Origin of the sequence: Mesorhizobium sp. WSM4906 (assembly GCF_029674625.1) — a bacterium.
Classification (GTDB): Bacteria; Pseudomonadota; Alphaproteobacteria; order Rhizobiales; family Rhizobiaceae; genus Mesorhizobium.
In genome coordinates this window covers 5735373-5753747 of record NZ_CP121355.1, presented here as the reverse complement: position 1 = coordinate 5753747, position 18375 = coordinate 5735373, and the positions used below count along the sequence as shown (strand labels likewise).

Here is an 18375-nt window from a genome sequence, read left to right as displayed (position 1 = left end):
CGCTGCCGTGATGCTGGCGGTGACGTCGCCAATCGTGCTCATCGCCATGCTGGCGATCAAGGCGACTTCGCCGGGGCCGGCCATCTTCTCGCAGCCGCGCGTGGGGTGGGCGGGCGCCGTCTTTGCCTGCCACAAGCTGCGCACCATGCATCGCGATACCCCGTCCTTGCCCACGCATGAGGCGCCGGCCAGTTCGGTCACCGCGGTCGGCAAGCTGCTGCGCCGGACCAAGATCGACGAACTGCCGCAGCTCTGGAACGTGCTCAAGGGCGAGATGAGCCTTGTCGGCCCCCGGCCATGCCTGCCGACGCAGGCGGAGCTGATCGGGCACCGGCGGCGGCTGGGCGTGCTGGCGGCACTTCCGGGCATCACCGGGCTGGCGCAGATCAAGGGCATCGACATGTCCGACCCAAAACTCTGCGCCGAAACCGACGCGGCCTATCTGAAGGCCGCTTCGATCGGCCTCGATCTGCGCATACTGGCGGGCACGTTCTACCGTGCTCGAGAGGTCTGACGCGCTAGGTCGCGAAGCCGGGCCAGCGTGTCGGTCTCCGGCGCCCAACCTTCCGACATCAACAGCGACGGATCGCAGATCTGGGTCGCAGTCAAGGCCTGCCACCACGCCTGCCTGCCAAGCAGCGTCGCCGCCATCCGCAGCGGCAGCGCCGGCACGGGAACAAGGCGCCGCGGGCGGCCGAAACCCTGCCGGAACGCGGTGATGATCTCAGCCATCGCAAGAGGGGCAGCGTTGCCCGCGACATAGGCAGGGCGCAGCGGTCCCCGATGGTTCAGAAGATGCAGCACCGCGCCCGCGGCCGTTTCGGACGCGATCAGCGAACGCACACCCGCAAGCGCGCCGGCCGGCAGCGGCAGGCCCGTGTCCGCAAGCCGCATCAGCGCCGACATGTTGCCCCTCATGCCCTCGCCGTAGACGGGCGGCAGGCGAAGCGCCGTGGCATCGGGGCGTCCGGCGTAGGCCCCGAGCATCCTGATCTCGCCTTCGCGCTTGGAGCGGCCATAGGCGCATTGCGGGGCAGGAGGCGTCGCCTCATCGATCGTGCCGCTGAAGCCGGGACCGGCTACGGCCCTGATCGAGGAAAGATAGATGAAGCGCACGCCGGTTGATGCGGCCGCTGCGTTGGCCAGCCGACCGGTCAGCGTCGCATTGGCGGCACGGTAGTCGGCTTCGCCGGCGTCCCGGTCGCTGTTCAGCGCCGCGCAGTGGACGACGTGGCTCACATCGCGCATCAGCGCCAGGAAGGCCGTGTCCGGTGCGTCCGTTCCGGGCAGCGGAAGCGCATCGCCGGCAGCCGGCAATCTTGCTGGCTGGCGGGAAACGATACGTATGTCGAATCTGGCCTGGCGCAGCCGGTCGATCACTTGGCGTCCGATCAACCCGGTCGCGCCGGTGACCAGCACCTTCATGATCGCTGGCCGGCGGCCGATGGAATAGCGGCGGCGCTCTCGCCGATCGGCGACACCGTTCGTCCGCAAGCAAGGTAGGTTCCGGAAACCAGGAACACCATCAGCGTCGAATCGAGAAGGTCCTGGCCGACCAGGATGCCGGTCAGTCCACCGATGAGATAGGTGATGACCGTGACGACGATCATCGTTGCGCCGAACCGTTCCGCCGGGTCGGCACTGAGGCGCAGCGTTTTTGCCGCATTCCGGGCTGCGACCACGAATATGGCCGCGAGGGACAGCGCCCCCAACAAACCGGCCTGCACCGCCGCGGTCAGAAAGCCGTCGTGATAGTGGTTGTAACCTGCGGTCATGCCGAATTGATCGTGGAAACCCTGTTTCATCAGCACCCGGCTGCCCGAGATGCCGTGGCCGAAAATCGGCATCTCGCGAAATGCGCCGACGCCGATCTCCCACATTGCAACGCGCAGGCCGATCGCCGTCGAGTGATCGCCCTTGGTGGCGAGCGCGTCCCAGTCGCTGAATAGGAAGTCGGTGCGGTCCATGATGACGGGGAAGCCGATGGCCGCAACCAGCAGGCAGGCCGCGCCCGCGATCAGCGCCAGACGCATCAGATTGGCGTCGGCGAACCTGCGCCGGTTGATCAGGACGACGGCGATGGCGGCGATCGGCAGGGCAAGCCAGATGATGCGCGACCCCGAAAGAAGTATCGCCACCACTCCGGCGAGCGCCGAGCCTGCCAGCGGCTTCCAGCCCTTCACGATCCCCGAGAGCGCGCCGGCAAGGCACATCATGGCGGCAAGGCAGGTCACCGTCGCGAACACGATCGCATTCCCGGCGCCGCCTTCGGCCCTGGTGCCGATCCAGTGGTACTGGACGATGGCGATGGCCAGCGCGCCGCAACATGCCGCGGCACTTGCCAGCACGGCTATGCGCGCGAGGGTGATCTTCTCCGTGATGCTCCAGGTCGAATAGGAGATTGGGAAGAACAGAAAGGTGATCAGCGGCAGGAAGTATTTCAGATCCGCCCCGAGCGCGCCGTTGACGATCGAAGCCAGCACCACGGCCGCGCAATAGGCACAGATCGCAATCGTCATGGCAAGCATAGGCCGGTCGATGTTGAACCGCCGCCGTCCGGTGGCGAGCAGAAACACCGACCATAGCGCGCCGCCATTGAAGACGAAGCTCACCACCGATCCCAGCACGGGCGGCGAGAAGAAGCAGACGATCGAGAAGTAGATGTTGATCTGTGTCGGCGTGAGGTGGCGCCTGAGCGATGTAAACTGGTTCAATGCCTTGCTTCGCAATCTTCCAGGTTGTGCGCGGATTCAGGGCGGTGGCAGTTGCCCTCGACCCGTTCTGTCGCGCCTCGCCCCGTCTCCCGCGCCGGTATAGCGGTTGGCTTTCATCTCCGATAGGGCGGCCGAAGCATGTTCAGCCAAAAATCATAGGCGCGGATGAAGCCCTTGAAGGTCAGTCTGTCTGGTCGAGGCAATAGCTTTTTCATCGCCTTTCAATTGGCCTATATGCGCGGGAGGATTTTCTGCTTTATTGGGTTCTCTTGGAAAATTCATTCGCGAACCGCGCCGCGCTGCGCGTGTCTTGCATTGTTATCGACGATGGCGATCTGCTAGAACGCCGGCGAGAAGTGTCCAGGACTTGACGGGCTGTTCGAGGGAACCGCGCCAATCGCCTGCTGCAAGGTTCTGGCCGGCACGAAAGAACGCACAACAGCCCATGAACATCGCGCTCACCCATCTGCAGCGGCTCGAGGCCGAATCCATCCACATCTTCCGTGAGGTCGCGGCCTCTTTCTCCAAGCCGGTGATGCTCTATTCGGTCGGCAAGGATTCCTCGGTGCTGATGCATCTGGCGATGAAGGCCTTCTATCCGGCCAAGCCACCATTTCCGTTTCTCCATGTCGACACGACCTGGAAGTTCCGCGAGATGATCGCCTTTCGTGACCAGATGGCGCAGAAGCTTGGCTTCGACCTGCTCGTCCATGTCAACGAGGACGGCGTGCGCGACAATATCAATCCTTTCGACCACGGCTCCAATACGCACACCCATGTGATGAAGACGGTGGCGCTGCGCCAGGCGCTCGACAAATACGGCTTCGACGCTGCCTTTGGCGGTGCCCGTCGCGACGAGGAGAAGTCGCGCGCCAAGGAGCGCATCTTCTCCTTCCGCAACGCCCAGCACGCCTGGGATCCGAAGAACCAGCGGCCGGAAATGTGGAAGATCTTCAACACCCGCATTGCGCCGGGCGAGTCGATCCGCGTCTTCCCGCTGTCGAACTGGACCGAACTCGACATCTGGCAGTACATTTTGCAGGAGAATATCCCGATCGTGCCGCTCTATTTCGCTAAAGCGCGGCCGGTGGTCGAGCGCGACGGCATGCTCATCCTCAAGGACGACGACCGCATGCAACTGCGTCCCGGCGAGACGGTGGAGAACCGTCTCGTACGCTTCCGCACGCTGGGCTGCTACCCGCTGACTGGCGCCATCGAATCGGATGCCGACACGCTCGAGGCCATCGTCGGCGAGATGCTGACCGCCCGCACCTCCGAGCGCCAGGGCCGCCTCATCGACCGCGACGAGGCAGGCTCCATGGAAAAAAAGAAGCGCGAGGGGTACTTCTGAGCATGCGCCACATCATGGCCAAGAGCCTCGCCCAGACCGACTCCATCCGCGACTACATGGCCGCGCAGGAAAAGAAGTCGCTATTGCGTTTCCTCACCTGCGGCTCGGTCGACGACGGCAAGTCGACGCTGATCGGCCGGCTGCTTTCCGACACCAAGCAGATCTTCGAGGACCAGCTCGCGGCGCTCGAGCGCGATTCGCGCAAGCACGGCACCACCGGCGACGACGTAGACTTCGCGCTTTTGGTCGACGGGCTTGAAGCCGAGCGCGAGCAGGGCATCACCATCGACGTCGCCTACCGCTTCTTCGCCACCCCGAAGCGCAAGTTCATCGTCGCCGACACGCCCGGCCACGAGCAGTATACGCGCAACATGGCGACCGGCGCGTCGACCGCCGACCTCGCCATCGTGCTCATCGATGCGCGCCAGGGTGTGCTGCGCCAGACGCGGCGTCATTCCATCATCGCCTCGCTGCTCGGCATCCGCCACATCGTGCTTGCCGTCAACAAGATCGACCTCGTCGGCTTCGACGAGACTGTCTTCGACCGGATCGTCGCCGACTACGGCGAGTTTGCGCGGGGACTCGGCTTCACCAGCGTCGTGCCGATCCCGATGTCGGCGCGTTTTGGCGACAATGTCACCAGCCGTTCCGAGCGCACGCCCTGGTATTCCGGGCCGTCGCTGATCGAGCATCTGGAGAACGTGTCGGTCGACGAGGCCGCCGTCGAGCTGCCGTTCCGCTTTCCCGTCCAGTATGTGAACCGCCCGAACCTCGATTTCCGCGGCTTTGCCGGCACCATCGCCTCGGGCACGGTTTCGCAGGGCGACGAGGTCGTGGTCGCCAAGTCCGGCAGGGCCTCGCACGTCAAGCGCATCGTCGCGCATGGCGGCGACCTCGAGCAGGCCGTCGCCGGCCAGGCCGTCACGCTCGTGCTCGAGGACGAGGTCGAAGTGTCGCGCGGCAACATGCTGGTGTCGCCGGCCGCACGTCCGCAAGTCGCCGATCAGTTCACCGCCAACATCGTCTGGTTCGATGAGCAGGCGCTGCTGCCCGGCCGGTCCTACATTTTGCGCACGGAAACCGATCAGGTGAGCGCGACCGTCACCGACCTCAAATATCGGATCAATGTCAACGATTTTGCGCATGAGGCGGCGAAGTCGCTCGACCTCAACGAGGTCGGCGTCTGCAACCTCTCGACGCGAGCGCCGATCGCCTTCGATCCCTTCGCCGAGAACCGCGCGACCGGCGCCTTCATCCTCATCGACCGCATTACAAACGCCACCGTTGGCGCCGGCATGATCCTGCACTCGCTGCGCCGCGCCGAAAACATCCACTGGCAGTCGCTCGACGTCGGCAAGCGCGGCCGCTCCGACCTGAAGAACCAGCGCCCGGCGGTGTTCTGGTTCACCGGCCTTTCCGGCTCGGGCAAGTCGACCATTGCCAACCTGTTCGAGAAGAAGCTGTTCGCATCGGGTCGCCACACCTATATCCTCGACGGCGACAATGTCCGCCACGGCCTCAACCGCGATCTCGGCTTCACAGATGCCGACCGCGTGGAAAACATCCGCCGCGTCGCCGAGGTGGCGAAGCTGATGGCCGATGCCGGCCTGATCGTCATCGTCTCCTTCATCTCGCCCTTCAGCGCCGAGCGGCGCATGGCTCGCGAGCTGATGGCTGAGGGTGAATTCGTCGAGGTCTTTGTCGACACGCCGTTCGAGGAATGCGCCCGCCGCGACCCGAAGGGCCTTTACGCACGCGCGTTGAGCGGCGAGATAAAGAACTTCACCGGCGTCGATTCACCCTACGAGGCGCCGGAAAATCCCGAAATCCACCTGAAGACGCTCGGCAAGAGTCCTCAGGAGATGGCGGAAGCCCTGGAACACTGGCTGACCGAGCGAGACATTGCCGAAGAGCAGTATGACAATGGCGGCGGTATCTGACGACGAGGCGATGCTCGGCGTCTTCGAGCGCTTGGCGCTCGAAGCCGGGCGCGAGGTCATGCGGGTCTTCCACGAGGGCTGCGCCGTCGACAGCAAGTCCGACTCTTCGCCGGTGACCGAAGCCGATCGCGAAAGCGAGAAGATCATCCTGGCTGGCTTGCGCGCCGCTTATCCGGATATCCCTTGCGTAGCCGAGGAAGAGGTCGCGGCGGGCGTCGCCACGCCCGAGCTCGACGGCGCCTTCTTCCTGATCGATCCTCTCGACGGCACCAAGGAATTCGTCAACCGCCGCACCGATTTCACCGTCAACATCGCGCTGGTGCGCCACGGCGTGCCGGAGGTTGGCGTCGTCTTCGCGCCTTGCACCGGGCGTTTCTTCAGTGGACGGCCGGGCAGGGCGGAAGCGCTCGAAATCGACAGCGACTATCGCATCACCGGCCGCCGGCAGATCACGGTTCGGGCAGGGGGCTCCCCGCTCGCCGTCGTCGCCAGCCGCTCGCACAACACGCCGGAAACGGATGCCTTCATCCGCGATCTCGGCGCCGCCGAGATCGTCTCGATCGGCTCGTCGCTGAAATTCTGCCTGCTCGCCGCCGCCGAGGCAGACGTCTATCCGCGCTTCGGCCGCACCATGGAATGGGACACGGCGGCTGGCGACGCCGTGCTTCGCGCCGCCGGCGGCATGACCCGCACGCTGGACGGTCAGCCGCTCGTCTACGGCAAGCGCAATCAGGTGAGCGATGCCGATTTCGCCAACCCGCATTTCATTGCAAGGGGCAAGGGCGCGGGTGCGTAGTCAGCCGGTCGCTGCTTAGAAAACTTCCATATGCTGGCGGGACAGGACCCCCCTTTGGCCTGCCGGCCATCTCCCCCTCAAGGGAGGAGATCGGATGTCACGCAGGCTTTCGCCAACCTCCAACGGTGAAGAACGAGCGGAGGTAGTGTGCTGAGAGTTCTGCAAATTCGCTGAGAGAGGGCGGTCATGGCAGGCTGGTGATTGTTCACGTCACCTGATTCCCGCGAAGGAACGCCACCATGACCAAGATCGAAGATAAATCCGCCATAGCTGCCGTCAAAGACATTCTGCTTTCGAACCCGGATGGGCTGCACGAAGTGATCCGCGCAGTGATGCAGGAGGTCCTCGAGGCCGAGATGGACGAGGCGCTGGGCGCTTCGAAGAGCGAACGGACACCGGAGCGGCTCGGCTATCGCTCTGGGTATTACGGCCGCACGCTTGTCACCCGTGTCGGCAAGCTGGAGCTGCGGGTTCCGCAGGACCGGCAGGGGCGCTTCTCCACCGAGCTGTTCGAGCGCTACCAGCGCTCCGAGCGGGCCTTGGTGGCGACGCTTGCCGAGATGTACGTGCAAGGCGTGTCGACCCGCAAGGTCAAGGCGATCACCGAGGAGCTGTGCGGGCATGCCTTCTCGGCCTCGTCGATCTCGGCCATCAACAAACGGCTGGACGAAAGCCTGAAGGCCTTTGCCGAGCGCCCGCTTCAAGAGCCCTTTGCTTACCTCGTGCTCGATGCCCGCTACGAGAAGGTGCGCGAGGCCGGCATCGTCATGAGCCAGGCGGTGCTGATCGCGGTCGGCATCGACTGGGACGGGCGGCGCCAGATCCTGGCCGTGGAGATGGCCAATCGCGAGAGCCGCTCGGCCTGGAAGGACTTCCTCGTGGCGCTCAAGGCGCGCGGTCTTAGGGGCGTCGAACTGGTCGTGTCCGACGACCATGCCGGCCTGGTCGCGGCGATCGGCGAGGTGATTCCGGAAGCGGCCTGGCAACGCTGCTACGTGCACTTCCTCAGGAACGCGCTCGATCACCTGCCGCGCAAGCACGGCGACGACTGCCTGCAGGAGCTCAGATGGCTCTACGACCGGCGCGATCTCGCCGAGGCCAAGGCCGATCTCGCCGCGTGGCTGGCCAAATGGTCGGGCCGCTATCCGCGGCTGACGACGTGGGTGGAGGAGACCATCGAGCGCACGCTGACCTTCTTTCGCCTGCCGCGCCAGCACCACAAGCACCTGAAGTCGACCAACATGCTGGAACGCCTCAACGAAGAGATCAGGCGCCGCACCTATGTCGTGCGCATCTTTCCCAACGCCGAAAGCTGCCTGCGCCTGGTCAGGGCGCTGGCCGTCGAAACCAACGAAAACTGGATGGAGGCCAACCGCTACATCAACATGGACGACCTGCGCGAGCATAAGAAGCTCGCTCTGCGCCAAGCCGCATGACCAGCCTCATGGCCGCCCCTTTTTGCAGAACTTGACGCACACAACCCGAGCGGATCGCCGAAACTGCCAATCTCCCCCCTTGAGGGGGAGATGTCCGGCAGGACAGAGGGGGGCTTGGCGTCGACCTTTCAGCTAAGCTTCAAGGCGTACCATCCGCGCCTACGCGGCCGCTACATGCGCCGAGTTCGAGCCGATGTAGTTGCGGATCGTCTCGATGATGCGGTCTTGGTCGGCTTCACTGAGATAAGCGTGCATCGGCAGGCAGAGGATCCGCTTCGGCAGGTCCTCCGAGACGGCGAGGCCGGTCGGCGTGCGCGGATAATCTTTGTAGGCGACCTGCTCGTGCAGCGGCTTCACATAATAGATGACCGACGGGATGCCCTTCTCGCCAAGATGGGCTTTCAGCCCGTCGCGCTTCGTCGTCTCGATGGCATACTGCGCCCAGGCCGAGCGGCCGTGGCCCAGGTTGCGCGAAGCCTTGACGATGTCGCCGAGGCCTTCCGCATAGCGCTGCGCCACCACCTGGCGGGCCACCATCTCCTCTTCGAGGATGGCGAGCTTTTCGATCAGGATCGCCGCCTGCAGCGTGTCGAGGCGCGAATTGATGCCGACGCGGACGTTGTCGTATTGCGTTTCGCCCTTGCCGTGAAAGGCGAAGGATCTGAGCTTGTCGGCCAGCGCGGCGTCATTGGTGAACATCGCGCCGCCGTCGCCGTAGCAGCCGAGCGGCTTTGCCGGATAGAAGCTGGTCGAGCCGACATGGCCGAAGGCGCCGCACATCTTGGCGTCGGCGGAGCCGCCGATCGCCTGGACGTCGGCCGAACCGCCCATCGACTGGGCAGCGTCCTCGATCACCAGCAGGTTCTCGCGCTTGGCGATCGCCATGATCGCCCCATAGTCGGCGGAGAGCCCGAACAGGTCGACCGGGATGATCGCCTTCGGCTTCAGCCTTCCTTCCTTCTTGATCATGTCGATCGCCGCCTCGAGACTGGCGATGTCGATGTTGTAGGTGTCGGGATCGACGTCGACGAAGACAGGCTCCGCCTTGGCGAGCGCCACCACTTCGGCCGTCGCGGCGAAGGTGAAGCTCGGCACGAACACCGCGTCACCAGGGCCGATACCGGCGGCAAACAGCGGCAGGAGCAGCGCATCGGTGCCGTTGGCGCAGGCCACCACATGCTTGACGCCGACATAAGCCGCGAGCTTGTTCTCGAACTCGGTGACCTGGGGGCCAAGGATGTAACGACCGTCTTCGACCACCTTGTCGATCGCGGCCTTCAGCCGGTCGCGGATTCGTTCGCGCTGCGCGCCAAGATCGATGAACTGCATGTTGGCCTCAAATGGCTTCAGAAAGTGTTGGAGCGTACTTTGTGCGTCCGGATGGACGCACGTCGCTCCAATCGGTAAACCGCCCGCTGGTACCAGACTTGGCACGGCTGAGAAAGTCGACCGTGGGCAGGGCAAATTGCGCAAGTGTCGCAGCCTGTTACCGTCTTTTGCCGGCGTATTGCCCGAGGAAGCCCGGAATCCGGGCTTCCAGGCGTATTGCCGGCACCCTTTATCGCGCTGTTTTGGCCCTTGGAAACATAAAGTGATCGGTCGGCAGCGCCTGCCGGACGGTCAATCAGGCGATTTCGTGCCGCCAGGGCGGGTTGGCGCCGGCCCGCGATACCGTCACCGCGGCCGCCCTGGCGCCAAGCTCCAGCGCCTTGCGGATGGCCTCCTCCGAGAGGCCGCCGATCGCCGCCTTGGTGAGCAGGCCCTGCTCGTGCAGCGAGGCGAGGATGCCGGCATTGAAGGTGTCGCCGGCGCCCACCGTGTCGACTACCTTCACCTTTTGCGGCACCACCGTCACCTTGTGCTCCTTGCTGTAACCGACGGCGCCTTCGCTGCCATGGGTGACGACGATCAGCTTCGGCCCGCGGTCCAGCCAGTTGCGTACCACGTCCTCATGCGAGCCCGCCTCGTCGAACCAGTTGAGGTCCTCGTCCGACAGTTTGACGATGTCGGCCATCGCCATCATCTCGCGAATCCGTCTGAGATGCTTGGCCTTGTCGGGAATGAAGTTCGGCCTGATGTTGGGGTCGAGCATCATCACCCGGCTTTCGTGCTCGCGCCGCATGAACTCTTCATAGGCGGATCCCGCAGGTTCCGAGATCAGGCTGATGGCGCCGAACAGCATCGCCTCGATCTCTGCGCCGAGCTTCGGCAAATCCTCGATGGTGAGCATGCGCCCGGCGGTGTTCTCGTCGTAGAAAGTGTAGGTCGCCTGGCCGTTGTTTAGCCGCACGAAGGCGAGCGTCGTCGGCCTTGGCGAGGTGTGCGCGTAGGTGGAGCTCACCTTGCTCGCCCCGAGCGACTCGCGGAGCTGACCGCCGAACAGGTCGGAGGAGAGGCCGGAGAAGAAGCCTGCCGGGGCGCCCAGCCGGCCGAGCGCGATCGCGGTGTTGAACACCGCGCCGCCGACGTAAGGCGCAAACGCAGCTTCGCCTTCCGTTGTGGTGCGCGGCAGCATGTCGATCAGGGCTTCGCCACAGCAAAGGATCATTGCGTCTTGGTCTCCGGCGGATTGATCACGCCCTTGCGGATGATGATATTGGCGTAAAGCCTGGCTTCGCTGGTCGCGATAATCGCATGCGCGGCCTTGACACGTGCATAGAAGTCGGCGCCGGCCAGCGCAATCACCTTGTGGCCCGGCGCGCGCTTGGCGCAGACCGCTTCCATCTCGTGATGCACGGGATCGGCGAGCGCCGGATCGCCCTTGACCGAGGCGCGGAACAGTGCCTCCGGCACTGCCTCGTCCACCGGCAGCACGCTCAAAACGGCATCGAGCACCGGAATGATGGGATGGCCGTCGGCGCGGATCAGCCTTCGCGCCTGCTCCTCGGCGGGATAATTGCCGTCGACGATGGCGATCTCGTCGCCATGGCCCATGGCTCTCAACGTCGCCAGAAGCTGCGGGCCGAGCAGCGGCGGGATGCCGATCAGCATGGTTAGGCGCTCCTGGAAATCGTGGTCGGTCCGATCAGGAACCGCTCGGACAACGGCAGGCTTGCGCCGCCCAGCGCCCGCGCATGGATGCCCACGGTTCCCTCGCGCACGATAGGCAGCTTCAGGCCCTCGGCGTCGATGCCGGCGATCGCGTCCGTGACCGCATCGACAAGCCGCCGCCGCACCTCGAGCGGCATCCAGCCGTCGATCACCGCCGCCTCGAAATCGATGACAGAGGAGGCTGCGACGATGGCATAGGCCAGCGCCTGCGCGGCCTTGGCTATCCATTCGTCGAGCTCGGCGCCGATGTCGCCCCATTCCTGCGGCGAGGTCCAAAGATAGGAGCCGTCGATGCCCTTGGCGCTGAGCGCCTTTTCCAGCGTGGCGATCGAGGCGATGTCGATGAGCTGCGTCGGCTTGCCGTCAGGCCCCGGCACCGGCATGGAGCCCAGCGCGCCGGCATTGCCGGTCGGCCCGCCGAACAGGCGGCCGTTGAGCACGATGCCGCCGCCGGCAAAGGCGCCGATATAGAAATAGACGAAGTCGCGCGCGCCCCCCGACTGGCCGAAGACGAGCTCCGCCCCGCAGGCGGAAGTGGCGTCGTTCTGCAGATAGACCGGAAAGTCGCACTGCGCCTGGATGTCGGCCCGGATGTCGCGGTGGCGCCACTCGTCCATGATCTCGCGCGGCGCGCCCGCCGTGTCGGCCCAGCTCCATAGTTCGAACGGCATGGCGATGCCGAGGCCGGCGATGCGCTTGTCCTGCGCCGGCGTCAGTTCGCCGCGCATCTTCTTGATGCCTGCGCTGACGAACTCCACCGTCTCGCGCGGCGCCGGATAGCGATAGGAGTTCCGCAGCATCGCGCGCACGTTGCCGAGGAAGTCGATCAGCACCAGCTCCGCGCTGCGGCGGCCGATCTTGAGACCGATGAAGAAGGCGCCTTCCGGGTTGAGCGCCATCGGGATCGAGGGCTGGCCGATCTTGCCGCGCTGCGGCGCCTGGCGGACGAGCAGCTTGTCCTCTTCGAGCTCGCGCATGATGACCGATACCGTCTGCGCCGACAGCCCGGTCATGCGGGCGATGTCGGATTTGGCCAGGCTGCCATGCTGGCGCACCAAGGACAGCACGAGCCGCTCGTTGTGGTCGCGCATGCCGCTCTGGTTCGTGCCGCGATGCAAGCGGCTCTCCCGAGCTTCGGGCGAACCGTGCCTCGCAATGCCGGTTTCCACCCTGTTCCTCCCGTTGGTTTCCCCACGCTGCTTTTCGTTCAGAATGAGTGAACGGCGCAAGTCTGTCAATAATAAATAAGAGTGATTTAATTATTGACAGATGTCTCGGACTGGTGTCTTTTGAGGTGGCGTCCACGCTGGGAGAAATGGTTGGATGCGCTTGAGGCGCCGGGTTGGCCGGCGTCCGGAATGGTTCCATTGGGAGGAAATCGTGACCAAGAAATCGCTGCTGAAGTCCACAGTGTTCGCGGCGGCCGGGCTGGGCCTGCTCGCATTCGCTTCGTCCGCGTCGGCCGCCGGAGTCGGCGCCTGCCTGATCACCAAGACCGACACCAATCCCTTCTTCGTCAAGATGAAGGAGGGCGCGACCGCCAAGGCCAAGGAACTCGGCGTCGACCTCAAGACCTATGCCGGCAAGATCGACGGCGACAGCGAGAGCCAGGTCGCGGCGATCGAGAGCTGCATCGCCGACGGCGCCAAGGGCATCCTGATCACCGCCTCCGACACCAAAGGCATCGTGCCGTCGGTGAAGAAGGCGCGTGACGCCGGCCTGCTGGTGATCGCGCTCGACACGCCGCTCGATCCGATCGACGCCGCCGATGCGACCTTCGCCACCGACAATCTGGAGGCCGGCAAGCTGATCGGCGCCTGGGCCGCCGCCACGCTCGGCGACAAGGCCAAGGACGCCAAGATCGGCTTCCTCGATCTCACCCCCTCGCAGCCGACCGTTGACGTGCTGCGCGACCAGGGCTTCATGATGGGCTACGGCATCGACGTGAAGGACCCGAACAAGATCGGCGACGAGGACGATCCGCGTATCGTTGGTCATGACGTCACCAACGGCAACGAGGAAGGCGGCCGCAAGGCGATGGAGAACCTTCTGCAGAAGGACAACACCATCAACGTCATCCACACCATCAACGAGCCCGCCGCCGTCGGCGCCTACCAGGCTCTCAAGGCCGTCGGTCTCGAAAAGCAGGTGCTGATCGTCTCGGTCGACGGCGGCTGCCCCGGTGTGAAGTCGGTGACCGAAGGCGTGATCGGCGCCACCTCGCAGCAATACCCGCTGCAGATGGCGGCGCTCGGCATCGAGGCGATCGCCAAATACGCCAAGGACGGCACCAAGCCGAAGCCGACCGAAGGCAAGAACTTCTTCGACACCGGCGTCAACCTCGTCACCGACAAGCCCGCGAACGGCGTGAAGTCCATCGACACCAAGGAAGGCCTCGCCAAGTGCTGGGGCTGATGCCGGCCTGACGGGCGCATAAACCTTGCGGCTGGGGGCTTGATCCCCGGCCGCATCGGGTGGACGATGCGCTTTCGTAAGCGCTGATAAATCCCGGCAACAGACCGGAATGCGTGAACGGCGCGTGGGGCAATGAGCAAGCTCCGCGCAGACGGGAGGATACATGTCTCAGATGCAGGAATTCGAGAAGGTGCTCACCGGCAGCGACACCAGCGTCGCCGCCTTCGAGGAGCACGGCAAGTCGTTCGTCAAGCGCGCCCAGCATTTTCTGCATTCCACGCCTGCTGCGGTGCCGTTGATCGTGCTGGTGCTGTCGATCATCATCTTCGGCATTGCCCTCGGCGGGCGTTTCTTTTCGTCCTACACGCTGACGCTGATCCTGCAGCAGATCGCCATCGTCGGTATTCTCGGCGCTGCCCAGACACTGGTCATCCTGACCGCCGGCATCGATCTATCGATCGGCGTGATCATGGTGATTTCGGCCGTGATCATGGGCAACTGCGCAATCACCTACGGCGTGCCGACCATTCTCGCAGTGGCGATAGGGCTTGCCGCAGGCGGCGCCTGCGGCCTGCTCAATGGTCTGCTGGTCGCCTACATGAAGCTGCCGCCGTTCATCGTCACGCTGGGCACCTGGAACATCGTCATGGCGACGAATTTCATCTACTCGGCCAATGAGACGATTCGCGACGCCGACGTCGACGCTCAGGCGCCGCTGCTGCATCTCTTCGCGCTGAGCTTCAGGGTCGGCTCCGCCGTGCTCACGGCTGGCGTCATCGCCATGGTCCTGTTGGTGCTTCTCTTGTGGTATGTGCTCAACCACACCGCCTGGGGCCGCCATGTCTATGCAGTCGGCGATGACCCGGAAGCGGCCAAGCTCTCAGGCATCCAGACCAAGACGGTGCTGGTGGCTGTCTACACGCTTGCCGGCCTGATCGCCGCCTTCGCGGCCTGGGTCTCGATCGGCCGCAACGGCTCGATTTCACCGTCCGCCGCCGTCACCGACTACAATCTGCAGGCGATCACCGCGACGGTGATCGGCGGCATCTCGCTCTTCGGTGGCCGCGGCTCGATCCTCGGCACGCTGTTCGGCGCCATGATCGTTGGCGTCGTCTCGATGGGCCTCAACATGCTGGGCGCCGATCCGCAATGGAAAGTGCTGCTCACCGGCGTGCTCATCATCGGCGCCGTGGCGATCGACCAGTGGATCAGAAAGGTTTCGGTGTAACCATGACCCAGCAGCCTGTCCTCACCGCGCGCGGTCTTACCAAGCGCTATGGCCGCGTGACCGCGCTCAACAATTGCGACTTCGATCTCTATCCAGGCGAAATCCTGGCGGTGATCGGCGACAACGGCGCCGGCAAGTCGACGCTCATCAAGGCGATCTCCGGCGCCGTGCATCCCGACGAAGGGGTGATCGAGCTGGACGGCAAGCAGGTCCAGTTCAAATCCCCCATCGAGGCCCGCGAAGCGGGCATCGAGACCGTCTACCAGAACCTCGCATTGTCGCCGGCGCTGTCGATCGCCGACAACATGTTCCTCGGCCGCGAGATCCGAAAGCCCGGCCCGCTCGGCAGCTGGTTCCGCATGCTGGATCGTCCGGCGATGGAGAAGCGCGCCCGCGACAAGCTCACCGAACTCGGCCTGATGACCATCCAGAACATCAGCCAGGCGGTGGAGACGCTCTCGGGCGGTCAGCGTCAGGGCGTCGCCGTGGCGCGCGCCGCCGCCTTCGGATCGAAAGTGGTGATCATGGACGAGCCGACGGCGGCGCTCGGCGTCAAGGAAAGCCGGCGCGTCCTGGAGCTGATCCTCGACGTCAAGAAGCGCGGCCTGCCGATCGTGCTCATCTCGCACAACATGCCGCACGTTTTCGAGGTGGCCGACCGCATCCACATCCATCGGCTTGGACGGCGTCTGTGCGTCGTCGACCCGAAGCAGATCTCGATGTCGGATGCCGTCGCGCTCATGACCGGCGCCAAGAAGCCGCCGGAGGACGCGCTGGCGGCCTGATCCCCCCACCACGATGAATAGCCACAGGAGTATCGGATGGACATCGCAGCCTAAATCGATTTAACATATGCTGCAGCGCGGCAAACTGGGGTAGGAGAAACGGTGAAAGCCGGTATGATCAGGCCAACCGAACGAGAGGCGATATGACATCCGCCATGACCATCGAAGCTCCCGCTCTTGACAACCCAGACCCCAAGACGCTCGCCGAAGAAGTCTTGATGTCGCTCAAGTACAGGCTCGGCAAGGACATCACCGTCGCCACGCCGTATGACTGGCTGACCGCATCGATCAAGGTCGTGCGCGACCGCATCGTCGACCACTGGATCCAGGCGACCAAGGAAGCCTATGACCAGCAGGAAAAGCGCGTCTATTACCTGTCGCTCGAATTCCTGATCGGGCGCCTGATGCGTGACGCCTTCTCCAATCTCGGCCTGATGGAGAACATGCGCGAAGCGCTGGCCTCGCTCGGCGTGGACCTCGATCTCATCGCCGGCCTCGAGCCGGACGCAGCCCTCGGCAATGGCGGCCTCGGCCGGCTCGCCGCCTGCTTCATGGAGAGCATGGCGACTGTCGATATTCCCGCTCATGGTTACGGCATCCGCTACGCCAACGGCATGTTCCGCCAGGAGATCCATGACGGCTGGCAGGTGGAGCTGCCGGAGACCTGGCTCGACCACGGCAATCCATGGGAGTTCGAGCGGCGCGAACGTTCCTTCGAGGTCGGCTTCGGCGGCTCGGTGGAATCGATCACCTCCAAGGACGGCCGGCTGGAACGCCATGTCTGGAAGCCGACCGAGCATGTGCTGGCCGTCGCCTACGACACGCCGGTCGCCGGCTGGCGCGCCAAGCGCGTCAACACGCTGCGGCTCTGGTCCGGCATGCCGATCGACCCGATCCTGCTCGACAAGTTCAATGCCGGCGACCACATCGGCGCGCTCGCCGAGAGCAACAAGGCCGACGCGCTGTCGCGCGTGCTCTATCCCGCCGATTCCCACATGGCCGGGCAGGAACTCAGGCTAAGGCAGGAGTATTTTTTCTCCACCGCCTCGCTGCAGGACATCGTCCAGCGCCATCTGAGCCAATATGGTGACCTGAAGTCGCTGCCCGACAAGGCTGCGATCCATCTGAACGACACCCATCCCGCCGTCGCCGTAGCTGAGCTGATGCGGCTGTTGATGGACGTCCACGGCATGGATTTCGACCTCGCCTGGGACACCACCAGGCGCACCTTCGCCTACACCAATCACACGCTTCTTCCCGAGGCGCTGGAAAGCTGGCCGGTGCCGCTGTTCGAGCGCCTGCTGCCGCGCCACATGCAGATCGTCTACGCCATCAACGCCCAGGTGCTGTTGGAAGCGCGCGCCACCGGAAAATTCTCGGGCGAGCAGATCGCCCGCATTTCGCTGATCCAGGAAAATGGCGATCGCCGCGTGCGCATGGGCAATCTCGCCTTCGTCGGCTCGCATTCGATCAACGGCGTCTCGGCGCTGCACACCGAGCTGATGAAGGAGACGGTGTTCGCCGATCTCCACAGGCTCTATCCGGACCGCATCAACAACAAGACCAACGGCATCACGCCGCGGCGCTGGCTGATCCAGTGCAATCCGGGCCTCACCGCGCTGGCGCGCGAGGCGATCGGCGACCGTTTCATGGACGACATCGAGGCGATCAAGGATCTCGATCCTCTTGCCGACGATCCCGCCTTCCGCGAAAAGTTCGCCGCCGTGAAGCGGCAGAACAAGGCGAGGCTTGCAAGCCTCGTCGCCGATCGGCCGGGCATCAGGCTCGATCCGTCGGCGCTGTTCGACATCCAGGTCAAGCGCATCCACGAATACAAGCGCCAGCTCCTCAATATCCTGGAGGCGATCGCGCTTTACGACCAGATCCGCTCGCACCCCGAGCGGGACTGGATGCCGCGGGTGAAATTCTTCGGCGGCAAGGCGGCGCCCAGCTACCACAATGCCAAGCTGATCATCAAACTGGCCAATGACGTCGCCAGGGTCATCAATGGCGATCCGTCGGTGCGCGGCCTGCTGAAAATGGTGTTCGTGCCGAACTACAATGTCAGCCTGGCCGAGGTGATGATGCCGGCCGCCGACCTCTCCGAGCAGATTTCGACCGCCGGCATGGAGGCGTCGGGCACCGGCAACATGAAGTTCGCGCTCAACGGCGCCTTGACCATCGGCACGCTCGACGGCGCCAATGTCGAGATCAAGGAGCGTGTCGGCGATGGCAACATCTTCATCTTCGGCCTCACCACCGCCGAGGTCGCCGAGCGGCGCAACAACGGCTACAACCCGCGCGGCGTGATCGAGTCCTCGCCGGAGCTGTCGCAGGCGGTGTCGGCGATCTCGTCCGGCGTCTTCTCGCCCGACGATCCCAACCGCTACCGCGACCTCATGAATGGCCTCTATCAGAGCGACTGGTTCATGGTGGCGGCCGATTTCGACTCCTACGCCGCCTGCCAGCGCGAAGTCGACGACGTCTGGCGCAACAGTCCCGACTGGTACGCACGCGCCATCCGCAACGTCGCCCGCGTCGGCTGGTTCTCGTCCGATCGCACCATCCGCCAATACGCGAAAGAAATCTGGAACGTGCCCGTCTGATGTGATTGCATGAGGTCACGAACGATGTGGCCCCGGTGCATGCCGCTCAAAAG

Annotated in this window: 15 protein-coding genes; 9 read left to right on the top strand and 6 right to left on the bottom strand. The window is 64.4% G+C overall.

The window, feature by feature from the left end; translation table 11 throughout:
* Nucleotides 1-10: 10 nt before the first annotated feature.
* Nucleotides 11-514, top strand: coding sequence for a sugar transferase (locus tag QAZ22_RS27965; protein WP_278207966.1), 504 nt, complete (start codon nucleotides 11-13; stop codon nucleotides 512-514).
* Here QAZ22_RS27965 and QAZ22_RS27960 read toward each other — a convergent pair.
* On the bottom strand, nucleotides 493-1425 hold the full coding sequence (locus QAZ22_RS27960; RefSeq protein ID WP_278204070.1) for an NAD-dependent epimerase/dehydratase family protein: 933 nt from the start codon (nucleotides 1423-1425) through the stop codon (nucleotides 493-495). The genes QAZ22_RS27965 and QAZ22_RS27960 overlap by 22 nt on opposite strands.
* Nucleotides 1422-2714, bottom strand: a complete 1293-nt coding sequence (locus QAZ22_RS27955) for an O-antigen ligase (RefSeq protein ID WP_278204069.1) — start codon at nucleotides 2712-2714, stop codon at nucleotides 1422-1424. Before QAZ22_RS27955 ends, QAZ22_RS27960 begins: the two co-directional genes overlap by 4 nt.
* 445 nt (nucleotides 2715-3159) lie before the next feature.
* Between QAZ22_RS27955 and cysD the strand changes: the two genes are divergently transcribed.
* The 4 genes from cysD (at nucleotide 3160) to QAZ22_RS27935 (ending at nucleotide 8237) form a co-directional block, all read left to right on the top strand.
* Nucleotides 3160-4065 carry a sulfate adenylyltransferase subunit CysD gene (gene cysD / locus QAZ22_RS27950; protein WP_278073167.1) on the top strand — a complete coding sequence of 302 codons (906 nt, stop codon included), beginning with the start codon at nucleotides 3160-3162 and terminating at the stop codon, nucleotides 4063-4065.
* 2 nt (nucleotides 4066-4067) lie between these two features.
* Complete coding sequence (cysN, locus tag QAZ22_RS27945) at nucleotides 4068-6005, top strand: sulfate adenylyltransferase subunit CysN (protein ID WP_278204067.1); 1938 nt, start codon at nucleotides 4068-4070, stop codon at nucleotides 6003-6005.
* A gap of 10 nt (nucleotides 6006-6015) precedes the next feature.
* Nucleotides 6016-6801 (top strand): 3'(2'),5'-bisphosphate nucleotidase CysQ, encoded by a 786-nt coding sequence (gene cysQ / locus QAZ22_RS27940; protein WP_278207965.1) that lies wholly within the window; start codon nucleotides 6016-6018, stop codon nucleotides 6799-6801.
* 239 nt (nucleotides 6802-7040) lie between these two features.
* The gene (locus QAZ22_RS27935; RefSeq protein WP_278203348.1) at nucleotides 7041-8237 is read left to right on the top strand and encodes an IS256 family transposase; all 1197 of its coding nucleotides are present in this window, start codon (nucleotides 7041-7043) and stop codon (nucleotides 8235-8237) included.
* A 159-nt stretch (nucleotides 8238-8396) separates the two neighbouring features.
* Here the strand turns inward: QAZ22_RS27935 and QAZ22_RS27930 are convergent, their stop codons facing one another.
* From QAZ22_RS27930 to QAZ22_RS27915, 4 genes are all read right to left on the bottom strand, one after another.
* Nucleotides 8397-9566 carry a DegT/DnrJ/EryC1/StrS aminotransferase family protein gene (locus tag QAZ22_RS27930; protein ID WP_278204065.1) on the bottom strand — a complete coding sequence of 390 codons (1170 nt, stop codon included), beginning with the start codon at nucleotides 9564-9566 and terminating at the stop codon, nucleotides 8397-8399.
* A 295-nt stretch (nucleotides 9567-9861) separates the two neighbouring features.
* On the bottom strand, nucleotides 9862-10785 hold the full coding sequence (locus QAZ22_RS27925; RefSeq protein ID WP_278204063.1) for a carbohydrate kinase: 924 nt from the start codon (nucleotides 10783-10785) through the stop codon (nucleotides 9862-9864).
* Entirely contained in the window at nucleotides 10782-11228 is a 447-nt protein-coding gene (locus QAZ22_RS27920) for an RbsD/FucU domain-containing protein (protein ID WP_278204061.1), read from the bottom strand. Before QAZ22_RS27920 ends, QAZ22_RS27925 begins: the two co-directional genes overlap by 4 nt.
* Before the next feature lie 2 nt (nucleotides 11229-11230).
* Nucleotides 11231-12457 carry an ROK family transcriptional regulator gene (locus QAZ22_RS27915; RefSeq protein WP_278204059.1) on the bottom strand — a complete coding sequence of 409 codons (1227 nt, stop codon included), beginning with the start codon at nucleotides 12455-12457 and terminating at the stop codon, nucleotides 11231-11233.
* 211 nt (nucleotides 12458-12668) lie between these two features.
* Here QAZ22_RS27915 and QAZ22_RS27910 point away from each other — a divergent pair, with 211 nt between their 5' ends.
* The 4 genes from QAZ22_RS27910 (at nucleotide 12669) to QAZ22_RS27895 (ending at nucleotide 18322) form a co-directional block, all read left to right on the top strand.
* On the top strand, nucleotides 12669-13703 hold the full coding sequence (locus QAZ22_RS27910) for a sugar ABC transporter substrate-binding protein (RefSeq protein WP_126085170.1): 1035 nt from the start codon (nucleotides 12669-12671) through the stop codon (nucleotides 13701-13703).
* 163 nt (nucleotides 13704-13866) lie between these two features.
* Nucleotides 13867-14931: an ABC transporter permease gene (locus tag QAZ22_RS27905; RefSeq protein ID WP_278204056.1), complete on the top strand. Its 1065-nt coding sequence runs from the start codon at nucleotides 13867-13869 to the stop codon at nucleotides 14929-14931.
* A 2-nt stretch (nucleotides 14932-14933) separates the two neighbouring features.
* A complete protein-coding gene (locus QAZ22_RS27900; RefSeq protein ID WP_278204054.1) occupies nucleotides 14934-15716 on the top strand; it encodes an ATP-binding cassette domain-containing protein in 783 nt (260 codons plus the stop codon).
* A gap of 143 nt (nucleotides 15717-15859) precedes the next feature.
* Nucleotides 15860-18322, top strand: a complete 2463-nt coding sequence (locus QAZ22_RS27895; protein ID WP_278204052.1) for a glycogen/starch/alpha-glucan phosphorylase — start codon at nucleotides 15860-15862, stop codon at nucleotides 18320-18322.
* Nucleotides 18323-18375: the final 53 nt, after the last annotated feature.

Coding starts and splice junctions, on each gene's coding strand:
- QAZ22_RS27900 (WP_278204054.1), top strand. CDS start 14,934: ATGACCCAGCAGCCTGTCCTCACCGCGCGCGGTCTTACCAAGCGCTAT.
- QAZ22_RS27930 (WP_278204065.1), bottom strand. CDS start 9,566: ATGCAGTTCATCGATCTTGGCGCGCAGCGCGAACGAATCCGCGACCGG.
- QAZ22_RS27935 (WP_278203348.1), top strand. CDS start 7,041: ATGACCAAGATCGAAGATAAATCCGCCATAGCTGCCGTCAAAGACATT.
- QAZ22_RS27895 (WP_278204052.1), top strand. CDS start 15,860: ATGACATCCGCCATGACCATCGAAGCTCCCGCTCTTGACAACCCAGAC.
- QAZ22_RS27960 (WP_278204070.1), bottom strand. CDS start 1,425: ATGAAGGTGCTGGTCACCGGCGCGACCGGGTTGATCGGACGCCAAGTG.
- QAZ22_RS27920 (WP_278204061.1), bottom strand. CDS start 11,228: ATGCTGATCGGCATCCCGCCGCTGCTCGGCCCGCAGCTTCTGGCGACG.
- QAZ22_RS27965 (WP_278207966.1), top strand. CDS start 11: ATGCTGGCGGTGACGTCGCCAATCGTGCTCATCGCCATGCTGGCGATC.
- cysQ (WP_278207965.1), top strand. CDS start 6,016: ATGCTCGGCGTCTTCGAGCGCTTGGCGCTCGAAGCCGGGCGCGAGGTC.
- QAZ22_RS27905 (WP_278204056.1), top strand. CDS start 13,867: ATGTCTCAGATGCAGGAATTCGAGAAGGTGCTCACCGGCAGCGACACC.
- QAZ22_RS27925 (WP_278204063.1), bottom strand. CDS start 10,785: ATGATCCTTTGCTGTGGCGAAGCCCTGATCGACATGCTGCCGCGCACC.
- cysD (WP_278073167.1), top strand. CDS start 3,160: ATGAACATCGCGCTCACCCATCTGCAGCGGCTCGAGGCCGAATCCATC.
- cysN (WP_278204067.1), top strand. CDS start 4,068: ATGCGCCACATCATGGCCAAGAGCCTCGCCCAGACCGACTCCATCCGC.